The 13,478-nt window shown below is 31.6% G+C and carries 11 protein-coding genes; 4 read left to right on the top strand and 7 right to left on the bottom strand.

All coding sequences use genetic code 11. From position 1 onward, the window contains the following. The first annotated feature begins 11 nt into the window (after positions 1-11). The 3 genes from DK442_RS18220 to DK442_RS18210 all read left to right on the top strand — a co-directional run bounded on the left by DK442_RS18220 (position 12) and on the right by DK442_RS18210 (position 3,202). Positions 12-1,184: a serine hydrolase gene (locus DK442_RS18220; RefSeq protein WP_109437330.1), complete on the top strand. Its 1,173-nt coding sequence runs from the start codon at positions 12-14 to the stop codon at positions 1,182-1,184. A gap of 197 nt (positions 1,185-1,381) precedes the next feature. After that, positions 1,382-1,957, top strand: a complete 576-nt coding sequence (locus tag DK442_RS18215; RefSeq protein WP_109437329.1) for a TetR/AcrR family transcriptional regulator — start codon at positions 1,382-1,384, stop codon at positions 1,955-1,957. A 114-nt stretch (positions 1,958-2,071) separates the two neighbouring features. Continuing rightward, positions 2,072-3,202 (top strand): MBL fold metallo-hydrolase, encoded by a 1,131-nt coding sequence (locus tag DK442_RS18210; RefSeq protein WP_235010987.1) that lies wholly within the window; start codon positions 2,072-2,074, stop codon positions 3,200-3,202. Between the two features lie 91 nt (positions 3,203-3,293). On the opposite strand, the gene DK442_RS18205 is transcribed toward DK442_RS18210, so the two are convergent. Continuing rightward, on the bottom strand, positions 3,294-4,193 hold the full coding sequence (locus DK442_RS18205) for an EamA family transporter (RefSeq protein WP_109437328.1): 900 nt from the start codon (positions 4,191-4,193) through the stop codon (positions 3,294-3,296). 253 nt (positions 4,194-4,446) lie between these two features. Here DK442_RS18205 and DK442_RS18200 point away from each other — a divergent pair, with 253 nt between their 5' ends. Then, positions 4,447-6,654 carry a T9SS type A sorting domain-containing protein gene (locus tag DK442_RS18200; RefSeq protein WP_109437327.1) on the top strand — a complete coding sequence of 736 codons (2,208 nt, stop codon included), beginning with the start codon at positions 4,447-4,449 and terminating at the stop codon, positions 6,652-6,654. 324 nt (positions 6,655-6,978) lie between these two features. Here DK442_RS18200 and DK442_RS18195 read toward each other — a convergent pair whose 3' ends face one another. From DK442_RS18195 to DK442_RS18170, 6 genes are all read right to left on the bottom strand, one after another. Next, positions 6,979-7,623 (bottom strand): thiamine phosphate synthase, encoded by a 645-nt coding sequence (locus DK442_RS18195; RefSeq protein ID WP_109437326.1) that lies wholly within the window; start codon positions 7,621-7,623, stop codon positions 6,979-6,981. A gap of 26 nt (positions 7,624-7,649) precedes the next feature. Continuing rightward, positions 7,650-8,261: a DEAD/DEAH box helicase gene (locus tag DK442_RS18190; RefSeq protein WP_109437325.1), complete on the bottom strand. Its 612-nt coding sequence runs from the start codon at positions 8,259-8,261 to the stop codon at positions 7,650-7,652. A gap of 300 nt (positions 8,262-8,561) precedes the next feature. Then, positions 8,562-10,844: a lytic polysaccharide monooxygenase gene (locus DK442_RS18185; RefSeq protein WP_109437324.1), complete on the bottom strand. Its 2,283-nt coding sequence runs from the start codon at positions 10,842-10,844 to the stop codon at positions 8,562-8,564. Between the two features lie 384 nt (positions 10,845-11,228). Beyond that, entirely contained in the window at positions 11,229-11,924 is a 696-nt protein-coding gene (locus tag DK442_RS18180; RefSeq protein WP_109437323.1) for an SCO family protein, read from the bottom strand. After that, positions 11,914-12,465, bottom strand: coding sequence for a toxin-antitoxin system YwqK family antitoxin (locus DK442_RS18175; RefSeq protein WP_109437322.1), 552 nt, complete (start codon positions 12,463-12,465; stop codon positions 11,914-11,916). The genes DK442_RS18180 and DK442_RS18175 overlap by 11 nt, the downstream gene beginning before the upstream one ends. Before the next feature lie 305 nt (positions 12,466-12,770). Further along, entirely contained in the window at positions 12,771-13,478 is a 708-nt protein-coding gene (locus tag DK442_RS18170; RefSeq protein ID WP_109437321.1) for a LytTR family DNA-binding domain-containing protein, read from the bottom strand.

The raw sequence follows: 13,478 nt of genomic DNA, 5'->3' as shown, positions 1-13,478 counted from the left end.
ACTATTACGAAATGAAAAACTTATTTACAAAAACTGTAATCTTATTCTTTATCTTTTTTAGTTGTAAATCTCAAAACAAAAAAATTAAAAGTGTCGTTATAAATTGTAATAAATCTATAGAGATATATAATGATTCTATAGGTAAACATGTAAAACAAATTATAGATAAGAATGCTCAAAAAACATTAAAAGATCCCTTAATAAATTCCTTATCAATTGGATTATACATAAATAATGTTTCATACAATTTTCACTATGGAGAGTTAACAAAAGGAAAGGGAGATACGCCTACAAATAAAACAATATATGAAATCGCTTCGGTTACAAAAACATTTACTGGTACATTAGCTTCAAAGGCTGTTCTAGAAGGAAAATTGAATTTAGAGGATGATATACAAAGGTATTTACCTCAAACATACCCAAATCTAGAATATAAAGGTGATCCCATAAAAATAAAACACCTGTTAACCCATACCAGTGGGTTACCTGGCGGTTATGAAGAAATGAATGAAATATCATCAAATTTAAGCGAAATAGAATTTAACAATACATATCTCAAACTTGAAAACAAACAGACCAAAGAGAAGTTTTTTAAAGACTTATCTAAAATCAACTTAACAGAAAAACCTGGAAACACATTTAATTATTCTAATTTTGGTTCAAATTTAATGGGGTATATTCTAGAAAAAGTTTATCAAAAGCCCTTTCAACAGCTGATTATCTCCAAAATAATTGAAAAGCAACACATGTATGATACGCATTTTCATACTCCAAGGGATAAAAGAAATAGGCTCGCCAATGGTTATTTATTGGGAAAACCCAGGCCAGAAACTAATTTGGCTAAGACGCTTTGGGGAGCAGAAGGTGCTTTAAAATCAACAACTACTGATATGTTAAAATATATCAGATATCAATTTAAAAATGACGCAATCGTTAAAGAATCTCATAAAAAGTTGTATGAAATTGATACAGATTATTGGATTGGTTATTACTGGTGGAATATCAAAAATCAAAATCACGATGTGCATTATAGACATGATGGAGGTATTTCAAGAGCAAAAAATGTATTGGTTATTTATCCAGAAAAGAAAATAGGCATTTCAATTTTTACGAATGAATCTGCAATTAGTGTAAATCAAGAACTTTCTAATTTAGTTTATAATATCTATAACGAACTCAAATAGAATGATTTTGAATCAATATATCCTATTAAAATTATATTCTCACTAAAGTTATTTACTCGTTCCCTATGCCTTCTGTGCTCTTGTTAAGTGGAGGAGGGGAGTACAATACATATACTTTGATGCTTATGTTTAAATGTTAAATAATTACAAAAACACTATATAAGCGAATAAATATTCGTTTTTGTTCATATGTTTGTATGGTGAGAGTAAAAGATGAAACAAAACGGTTAGCTATTGTAGAAAGCACTTTGGATATTGTTTTCGAAAAAGGTTTTGCAGGTGTTAAAATGGCAACATTAGCAAAAAAAATAGGTATTTCTGTTTCAACGCTCTATGTATATTATAAAAACAAAGAAGATTTAATCATATCAATCGCAACTGAGCTTATAGAACGAGAGACAAAAAGAAGCAGTAACAGTATTACGGCAGACCTCCCTTTTAAATTGAAGATTAAAGCAATATGGGTTTATTGGGTTAACTTTAGTATTAACCATAGCAAGGAGATGAATTTTATTACGCAAGTAAAAAAATCTCCTTACTATGACAAAGTTCCAGAAGCAGTTAGAGAAACAAAAAGTAGATTAGGAACAGATCTTTTTGAGCTTGGTAAAAAAGAAGGATTAATTAAAAATGTGAGTAATGAAATATTAGAATCTACTATGGGAGCTATTTTGCTTGAAACCGTTAACTTGATAATCGATAAAAAATTAAAGCTTAATAAAAAGGATATAGATTTAATGTTCTCATTCGCATGGGACGCTATTAAAAGTTAATTTTTTTAAATTAAAAAAGAATAAATATTCGATTTAAATAAGCGGCTTTACTTTATATTCATAAACATAACTATGGAGAAAGTATCATGTAAGACTTCAACATTAAAAAATAAAATGAAACATAAATTTTTAAAATATATAAAGCGAATGATCATAGGTATAGGAATCTTCATAGGAATCGTCATATTAGTCGTTATATTGTTTATTAATTTAAGTCCTCAATTTGGAGGAAAAGCAACCAAAGAACAGAAAGCTATATATGAGAAATCAGAAAATTATAAAGAGGATAGATTCGTAAATATAGCCAAAGTACAATTGGATATGAGTTTTAGGGATATGGGAAAAAGCTTGGTAGGCTATTTTAAACCACAATCACAAACTACTCCAAAGGAAAACCTTCCGGTACAAAAAATAGATTCTCTGGATATTGTAAAATATATTGGCGACACGCGTCTTATTTGGTTTGGACACTCTGCCTTTTTATTACAGATTGATACTAAAAATATCTTAATAGACCCAATGTTTGGAGAAGTTCCGGCCCCACATCCTATGTTAGGAAGTAAGCGTTTTAGTAAAGAATTACCTATTGAGATTGAAAAAATACCTGAAATAGATGCTGTGCTTATTTCTCATGATCATTATGATCATTTAGATTATGATTCGATTAAAAAGCTAAAAAATAAGGTAAAGATGTTTTATACTCCTTTGGGCGTCGGAGTGCATTTGGAGAAATGGGGAGTAGAAAAAGAGCGAATTATTGAATTGGATTGGTGGCAAGAAATCAGGTTGGAAAAGTTAAATTTTATATGTACACCTGCTCAACATTTTTCTGGGAGAGGACTTACGGACAGAACAAAAACACTATGGAGTTCGTGGGTAATACAGTCCAAAACCGACAATATTTTCTTTAGTGGCGATAGTGGTTACGGGAATCATTTTAAAGAAATAGGGAAGAAGTATGGTCCTTTTGATTTTGCCATGATGGAGTGTGGTCAATACAATGAAATGTGGCCAGATGTACATATGTTCCCTGAAGAAACTGCGCAAGCTGGATTAGATGTAAAAGCGAAAAAAATAATGCCAATTCATTGGGGAGCTTTTAAGTTAGCAATGCATGCCTGGACAGATCCGATTGAACGTCTTAGTAAAAAAGCAAAAGAATTGAATATTGATATTGTAGCCCCAAGAATTGGTGAAACTGTTGTATTAAACAACGAAAATATAGTCAATCAAGTCTGGTGGTGATAACTTATGCTTTTATTCAAAAAAACTTGTATTGATTGTGGTTTAAAAAATAGCTAAGTATTAGGAATAATGTGTTGTTCGTTTTATCAATTTATGAATACAAAATCAAAAATACACCTATCATAATACCAAATAATGGAATTAATTTTTTACGCTTATTTTTTTCTTTAAAGATAAGTCCTCCAACAACCACGGCAATTAATATTTGACTTCGTTTTATCGCAGATAATAGCATAATTAGTGCATCAGGATCTTGCAGGGCTTTAAAATAAAAATAATCAGCTGCTTGCAATAGAATACCAACAGCAATAATAGTCCAACGCCACTTGAAATCTTTCCGTTTTTCGGCACGAGGGAACCATGTAATAGATAAAATCCCTAATAAAATTAACACCGTGTAAGTACAAAACCAAAATTGTAAGGTTTGTGGATTCAATGCCAAACTCTGAATTAAAAACTTATCGTATAAACCACTGGAAGCTCCTAAAAACGTTGCACCAATAATAGCGAATATCCATTTATTTCTTTTAAAATGTATGCCTTCTTTTTTTCCAATTTTAGAATATAATACTACCGAAAAAATAATGAGAAAAAAACCTATCCATTGTAAAAAATTAGGCTTTTCCTGATAAATTAAAATAGCACCAATAAAGGTAAAAAAAGGACCAGCAGAGCGTATCGGAGTGACAATGGTTATAGGTAAATGTTTTAAAGCTTGATATGCCAAAACCCAGGATGTTGTCATAATCATTGATTTTATAAAAATAAAACCATGAGTTTTCCATGAAATAGATGTAATATGAAATCCTATTTGTTGTGTATATTCTGGAAAATAGAGTGAACCTATAAAAAACGGAAGAAGTAATAAAAAACCAGACCCAATTGTTCCTAAAAGTACAGGAAAAACCTCATTACCCTGTACTGCATGTTTTTTACATAAATTGTGTAATCCCAAAAAAAGTGCTGCCAATAAGCCTAAATACATCCACATGGCGCGAATATAGGTTTTTAGTATATTTTGGAATCATTATACTGGTTAACTATTTGTAAACATCTAAATAAATTTATTTATGAAAGACAATGTAATACCCGTTACAGGATTTCTACTTGAATTATGATTGTGTAAAAAATTAACATTTATTTTAAATATAATCATTATTTATGTTATTTTTTTCCGAATATTGCAAAAGTATTATCCATGCATAATATTTTTTATACAAATCAATTAACCTTAAAACCTAAAAATGAAAACTCAACTAACGTTTACAAAAAAATCTTTGTGGCTATTAGCCATTACATTTATAACTACTGTCTCTGCGTTCGCACAACAGGTTATAAATGCAACATTACAACATGATGGAAAGACAAGACAATATCGTCTTTATGTTCCCCAAAGTTATGATGCTACCAAACCCGTTCCATTAATTCTAAATTATCATGGTTTTACCAACAATATCAATACACAATATAACCAAAGTGATTTTAGACAGCTAGCTGAAGACAATCAATTTATATTTGTTACACCTCAAGGTCTGGGAGGTTTTTTCTCAGGATGGGCAATAAATAACAATTTTGGTGGTAATGAGGATGATTTAGGATTTTCAGATGCACTAATTAATAAAATTCAGTCAGATTTTAATATTAATGAAAAACGTATTTATGCAACTGGATTTTCAAATGGCGGCTTTTTTAGTTATAGATTAGCTTGCGAATTAAGTCCAAGAATCGCAGCTGTAGCTTCTGTAGCAGGAAGTATGACAAGAAGATGGATCGACAACAACCAATGTCAACCACAACATCCAACTGCGGTATTACAAATAACGGGGACTAATGATGGTACTATTTCGATAAACGGTAACGGCTCCAATGAACCTATACAAGATGTTATGGAATATTGGTCAAGCGTCAACAATGGGGATGCTACACCAGAAGTTATTCAATTAGGAGGAGGATCAACACGTTCTATTTGGGATAACGGCGATAATGGTACAACAGCAGAATTTATTAAAGTTCAAGGAAAAGGACACAGCTGGAATGGTGGAAATGTAAACACTTCTCAAGAAATATGGAAGTTCTTTTCTCGATTTGATATCGATGGAGAAATAGATCCAACTACTACACCCCCTACAGGTGAAACGTGTTCTGGAGATGTATCTTCTTTCCCTTATAGTGAAAGTTTTGAAAGTGATTTGGGACAGTGGTCACAGTCAAGTAGCGATGATCTTGATTGGACAAGAGACTCTGGGGGTACACCTTCAAATAGTACAGGGCCATCTAATGGAGCAGACGGTAGTTTCTACCTTTACGTAGAGGCTTCTGGTAATAATGCCGGTTTCCCAAATAAAAGAGCAATACTTAATTCCCCTTGCCTTAACTTTAGTAGTTTAACTACTCCTACGCTTACCTTTCAATATCATATGTTTGGTAGTGCGATTAATAGTTTAACGGTTGAAGCAAGAACTGATAATTCAGGAAATTGGTCAAATGTATTTAGTGAATCAGGAAATCAAGGAGATACTTGGAATTCTACTAGTGTAAATCTATCCAATTTTGCCGGTAACGCTAATGTTCAGTTACGATTTAATGTTATAACAGGTTCTGGTAATAATGGATGGCAGAGTGATATTGCTATTGATGCTATTATGATTCAGGACGGTTCTGGAAATCCAAATCCTACGCCAGATTGTGAGGCATTGGATTTCAATAATTTTACAATCACAGGATTCTCAAATCAAGATAATGTAGGGGATTTTTCTATAGAAAGTGGTGGAGCTGCTTTATCCTTATCTAATAATACCTGGAAATACATTGGCCTTGATTACATGGTAACAGCTAATACAGTGATCGAATTTGATTTTAGCAGTACTTCTCAAGGTGAGATTCATGCCATAGGATTTGAAAACAACAATACGTTAACCTCGTCACGTTATTTCAAAGTACATGGTACTCAGAATTATGGAGTAACCAATTTTGACAATTATTCATCAGGTACTACTACGTACGTAATTCCGGTCGGTAATTTCTATACAGGAGCAATGGATAGGTTAGTATTTATTAATGATAACGATGGGGGATCGGGAAACAATTCGTTATTCTCTAATGTTAAAATTTATGAAGGATCTTGTAACGGTTCATTATCTGCCAAAGAAGTTATTGCTCAATTAGACAATAAAGAAGCTTTACTTGGTACAGATGATGAAGGTATGAATACTATTATAATGACGCCTAACCCGACAAGTGATCAATTTTCTCTTCATGTAAACTCAAAAAGCACTAGTGAAATACTAATTAGTATATATAATACAATTGGACAGAAAAAATATGAAGCTAGATTACATCCAGGTGTAAATAATTTCTCTGCTAATAACATGGAGCTTAGTTCTGGAATCTATGTTGTAAAAATTCAATCTGAAGGCGGCAAAGATGTTGTGAAAAAACTAATTGTCAAATAATAATTAACCAACACTTAATTCTTCACCAAAAGATGCTTCAATTATAAAACTGAAGCATCTTTTATTTTTATGAGTAAAGTGACTGGTAATTTACTACCCTCAAACACTATTTAGTGACTTCAGGTTATTTACGTTCTTGTTTTTTAATTTGATAAACTTTAAATGAGATAATTTATTCTTACCAAAATACCCACTACTGGGCATTTTATTTCACTTGTATCCTAAATACGTTTAATAGAAACAATTCCACATGAGTAAATTGATGTGTAAAATATATTGCAACAGCTATTTGATTTTAAAAAGCAATCGAGCATAGCATAAGTTTTACTTAAATGTATAACGTTGTTCTTCTGTTGAAGATGCGTTTAATAATTGGTTAAATATTCTTATGGTATTAAAATTACCTGTAATTTCTCCGGATACAGCAATTCCAGAAATACCTGTTTCTAATATGTACGTAACATCTTCTGTTGTTATGCCTCCAAAACCAATAATTGGTGTTTCTGTTTTTAAGGCCTCTATAATTGTAATATAACCATTTAAACCTAAAACCTGATTTAAATTATCTTTGGTTATTGTATCTCTAAAAGGGCCTAAACCAATATAATCAACTTCTTTACCAATTAATGTTTTGCAATCTTGAAAAGTATTTGCTGTTGCGCCAATACTTTGCCAAGTGTATAAATACTTTCTGACAATAGTAGGGCAGGAATCTATTTTTTCTAAATGGACACCATCAGCTTTAATCTCTTTTGCTATTGTATAATGATCATTAATAATTAATCTGGTTTGAAAATGAGATGTGATTTCTCTTGCTTCTTTGGCTAGCTTTAAAACTTTTTTTTCTGAAGCATTTTTTAAATGTAATTGCACTAATTCTATACCAGATGTACAAGCTTTTTGAATATTTTCCAGATGTTCTTTTGGAGAGTTTCCCTGGGATATATAATGTAGTTTAGGTATAATCATGTCTTGTTTTTGGTTATTGGATATACCTAAATGGAAACTATTTTGGAGTATTCCATAAAAAACGACTCAAAACGTTTTAGTTTTGGGTGCATTTGTTCTGAGTATAGTACAAACTGGCATTTTTTAATACTTTTAGTAATCGACATAAGTGCAGTATATGCTAAATTCTGAATTAGAAACTCAGCATCGTCTATACTAAATATCTTTAATTCAGAGATATTTACTCCATTTAATAAAAACAACTTATTCATTGATTTAGGTGTAGAAATAAGAATATCTATACCCATAAAGATTTCTGATTTTTGCACATCAACATGAAGTTGTTCATACCCTACATAAACTCGTAACGAATTATGTTTAGTATACATTAAAAATGCATCATATAATTCCATGGCTCTTTCCTTATTCTCAACAAGGACTATCGCTCTTGGAGCATTTCCAACTGCTTCACATTTCAATTTTTGTAATGTGGTAAGTATAAGCGTAGTTGTTTTTCCACTACCTTTTGAGGCTGTACAAAAAACATTGGCACCACTTTTTATTACAGGAATACTACTACTCTGAAAAGGAGTAGGTTTGATTATATCTAGATACTCTAGCTTCTCTTGTATATCAGAATGTAATTTTTTAAAAGGCATAGGAATTAAAGAGATGACCGTTTAGTGTAAATATTTATAATAATCGAGACAAATATACTACCTAGAAACGAAATAGATGGGCTTAATTCCTAATTTACCAGACGTAACTATTGATAAAGCTTTTAAATATTATATAAAAAGATAATTGTCTAATAAAATAATTACATAAGTGGATTAGAGATAAATTATATAAATAAAGACAACCTTTTAAAAATTAAAAGGTTGTCTTTGTTGAAAGATGGAGAGTAGTATACTCTCATCACCTTTTTAAATCAGTTTGAATTCTTTTCAAACAAGACCTTAGTCCACTATTAAATTTAGTGTACGACTGGAACCTGAACGGTCAGAAATTCTTACTACATATAATCCCGATTTAAGTCCGGGAATATCAATAGTCATACTCTTAGTACTTTCACTTACCAATAAAGACTTTATTTTCTTTCCAGTAATATCAAGGATAGTGATTACATTACCCTTTAGATCTGTTTTGTTTAGTATTGAAATTTTTTCAACTGCCGGATTAGGGGACAATATAAAAGAAAGTTCATCATCTTTCGTTGTCGTTACTTTAGGATCGCAATTAGGAACTGCTTCTGTATTGCTAAAGTAAATACTATAACCATCTGCAACTAACACAAAGTTTCCGTTATCAATGGCTGCAAAATAATCTCCATCTAATCCAGGTATACCTGTACCAGTTATAGAAATTGCTGGATTTGGTTGATTAAAGTTTTGAACATTTTCAGAAAAATTAATATACCATGGAGTGATATTTAGGTCAAATGAAAATTGATACAAACCATTGTTTGCTAAATCCCAATTTACTGTAAACTTGGTGACATTTTCCATATTAGGACCACCGGTACCTAAAACGTGAACATTATTGAATGATGTGAATATAGTTTCCAAAGGAGTACTTAATGGCGTTTCGAAGGCACAATCACTACTTGGAGGGTTTACTATAATATCTCCATCAACTACTAATGAAACTGAAGCCGTAGCTGCACCACCTTTTCCGTCACTTATTGTAAGAGTAGCGGTATATTCTCCTGCTGAATATGTATGAGTAGATATTGGTTCTCTACCAAAAGTCCCATCGCCATAATCAATATTAAATGTTAGTGCGTCTCCATCGGCATCAGTGGATCCTGAGGCATCAAAATTTACTTCTAATGGATCAGTTCCTGTTAAGACAGAAGCTATAAATGAAGCCACTGGAGCATTATTTGTTGGTGTAGTTACTACACTTTCACAATCAGGAGCTGTGCTAGATGAACTGAAATAAATAGTAAACCCATCGGTTTGCGAAACCATGACAAAATTACCTTGATCGATAGTTACATAATAAGAACCATCTAAGCCTGCAAAACCAGTATTTGTAAGTGTGATTTCTGGATTAGCTGTATTAAAAGTATGAGTAGCACTTTCTAACAAATTATTCCACCAACTAGGGATACCATTATTAGTATTCATAGATAATTGATATAATCCATTATTAATAGCATCCCAATTAATAGTAAAATCAGTTAAGGTGCTTAAATCAGGGCCTTCATCACCTAAAATAAATACGTTATTAAATGATGCATTTATTGATGGTAACGCTGTTTGTATAGGTGTGTCAAAAGGACAAGGAATTTCCTTACAATCTGGATCTACAACTAAACCAATAGTTTCTACAGAACCACTACTAAATTCACCGTCACTAACTGTCAATGTTACGGTAGCGTTATCCAAACCAGTATAAGTATGAGAAACGTTAACACCCTGGGCAGTAGTTCCATCTCCAAAGTCCCATGTATATGTTAATGTATCGCCATTAGGATCAGTAGAATCAGATGCATCAAAAGTAACATCAGGACCTCCACAACGACCATTATCACTAGTAAATTTAGCTTCTGGTGGTTTATTTGGTAATGATGCAGTTCCAAAATCAACATCACTGGTAGAATAAAATGCTTCTGGAGTAAGTGAACGCTGCCAAATACTATAAATCACATGTTTACCTGTTCTTTGTGGCAACACTACATCTATATTATCGGTAGCTGAAGCCGGTCTTGGATCTGTGCGTGTTAGAAGTTCCAGACTGTCCCAAGTAAGAGGTTGATCAGGGGTCCAATCTGCTTTTGTTATATATACTTCATAATACAAGGTTTGATGAGGAGCTGTATTGGTCCAGGTTACAGTATATGGACCTGGAGTAACCGATGTTGTGACCCAATCATTTCTTACCTGATCTAATCCACCATACTTATCTGGTCGTCCGGCACTGGCCAGGTTACCATCAGCTATAATTTCTCTATGCATGCCACCGGCATCCATTCGTGCAACTTCATTCCAGTCATAAAATGCTTGCGTTCCCCAACCAATAATCGATGCTTCACAGGCAGGAGAATCTGGACTTTGTGGATCTTCCTGAAAACAAATCCAGACACGACTTGGTGGATTTGTTACGGTGCCATGAGTAAGGATGGATTGAATCGGGGCTAATAAAAAAGTGGCGCAAATCAAAGTATGCGAAAACCACCTTTTAAACGGAATATTAATCCCAAAGCGAGTTTTGTTAGTTAGTTCATGTTTTATCATACTACTAAGGTTTTAAGTTAAAAATTTATGTGTAAAAATTAAGACTATAAACAATACAAGAACATTGATTATTTAATTGGTTATCCATTTTATACAAAATTTTCTAGGAGGATAAGAGATTCACGAGCTCCTATTATAATTTAACAACTTAAAAGTACAAACTCCTTTATAAACATAGTTAAACTTTAAAATAATAATTAAAAAACTATCAGATTTTTAAAATAGTATTTTCTTATCTTAATATTAATTTTTATATCTGTCTTCTTGTTATGAGAGGAAAAGAGATTGTAACACACTACTTTTCTTTTACAGTTTATAGAAATTAAATAGATGCTCAGTGTATTTTGATAAGATATATTATAACTAATAACGTTTTAGGGATAATCATTCTTTTTTCAAAATTTCAATATGTCTTTTAATACGTTCAACTTCTTCTGGTAAGGTGCCTTTATAAACCCCTCGAATATGACCATGTTTGTCTACAAGTATTAAATTTTCGGTATGAATAAAACCATTTTTATCATTGGTTTGTTTATATGTTTCATCCGCAAAATAGGATTCTCTCGCCAATTTATAGATCTTTTCTCTTTCCCCAGTTACTAAATACCATTTTTCCGAATTTACGTCTTCGCGCTCACCGTATTTTTTAAGAACCTCTACAGTATCATAACTTGGAAAAACCGTATGAGAAATAAATTTGATCTCATCATCACCCTTATATATCTTTTGTAACTTGCGCATATTATTAGTAAGTTTTACACAAATACTTGGGCACGTGGTAAAGAAGAAATTGGCTATATAAATATAGCCTTTTAAATTATCGTTAGTGATCTCGTTACCCAGTTGATTCTTAAATTTGAAATCCGGAATTTTATGAAACTTTTTTAGTTCATCTTCGCTAGGCAACCAAGAAGGAGCAAAATCAGGAGTATTATAATAGGGCAATTTATCTACTTTTTTTGATGCAATTTTGATTCTTTCATGGCTATTTTCAATTTCTTTTTTTGCTGTTTCCTGTTTACACGAAATCAAAAAACTACCAAAAAAAAATACAACTATACCTATTCTTTTAATCAACATAATTATCAGATTTACAATTTAAAGAACCAATTAACCCAAAGCGTTCACCGTTTAATACCTGATAATTTGCTTTGATCTTGCCATTAAAATCCCATAATTTTTGTGTACCATCTTCTTTACCATTGGTATAGTTTAATTCTTCAGCAAGTTTTCCATTACTATACCATGCACGCTGTGTTCCTATTGGATTTCCATTAATATCAAAATGATTTACAAATTTCAGTTGGCCGTTATTCCACCAAGCCTTATGGGTTCCAGATTTTTTACCGTGAGTATAAAATCTTAATACTGCTAACTTACCATTAAAAAAAAACTTTTGTTCTTTACCATGTTTCTTTCCTTCTAAATATGTTATTTCATTTACCGTAAGTGTATCAATTTTAGAAAAAAGTGTTCCAGAATAGAGCTTGTCTTTATAATATATGTATCCATTATCTAGAGTTAAATTTCTATCATTTATATTCAAATCATTAACCTCAGAATTACAAGCATAAAGCAAAAAAATCAGAAATAAATATCTTGTTTTTAGAATAGCAGACATTAAAATATTGAATTGTTTTATCAGTTTAGTAAACTAAAAATACATTTTTATATTATAATGTTTTGTAGTTTTTTTGGAATCATGATGCTGAGTATAATTGAAATAACAGAAGGGAAGCAAAACCCATTTTGGTACACGATTTCTTAAAACAATATGGCACAACGTATAGAAAAGAATTAACAGACTTTTTTAGTAAAAGAGTCAGCTGGCGTGTAGGGTTTTACCCAGATATAACATCAAAAAAATGATCTCAAAAAACTTGGACCAGAACAGGGCAGAGCTTTAAGAATTACAATGGAGCCTTATCAATTCTTAATTAGGTTGACAATTTCTTTATAGGAGGCACCAATCGGAATTTCCATACCCCCAAGTAAGACTACATCTTTTGAGGTCAAAGAAGCAATTTTTCCAGTATTAATGATATAAGAACGATGAACTCTTAAAAAATAGGAAGGTAGTTTTTCTACAAAAGAACTTATTTTATCTTTTGTAATTATGGTATCGTCTGCAGTATGTATTCTTACATAATCTTTAATACTATCAATAAATAAAATGTTGTTAAACTCTACTCTAATCATTCTTTTGTTTGAATTAACAAAGATGTGATCTGATATTGTATCTATTTCAGAGGATTTGTGAGCGATGGGTTCAATATTTGTATTCAGAGCCTTGTATTTATTAATAGATTTATAAAACCGAATAAAAGATATTGGTTTTAATAAATAATCAATGATATCCAATTCATAACCTTCCAGAGCATACTCTCTGTAAGCAGTTGTTAATATGATTTTTGGTTGTATAGTCGTATTTTTTATAAAGTCAATACCTGTAACTACAGGCATTTGGATATCTAAAAACAAAAGATCAATAGCAGTGTTTTGAAGAAAATCTCCGGCAGTTATAGGATTATCAAATGTTGATACAAGTTCAAGGTCTGGTACTTGCATTATGTGTTTTTCAAGTACCTTAATGGCTAGTGGTTCATCGTCTACAACCATACATTTTATTCCCAT

The organism is Aquimarina sp. AU119, from assembly GCF_900312735.1.
Taxonomy (GTDB): Bacteria; Bacteroidota; Bacteroidia; order Flavobacteriales; family Flavobacteriaceae; genus Aquimarina; species Aquimarina algiphila.
Note: the sequence above shows the minus strand (reverse complement) of the source record. Positions and strands in the feature narration are given on the sequence as shown.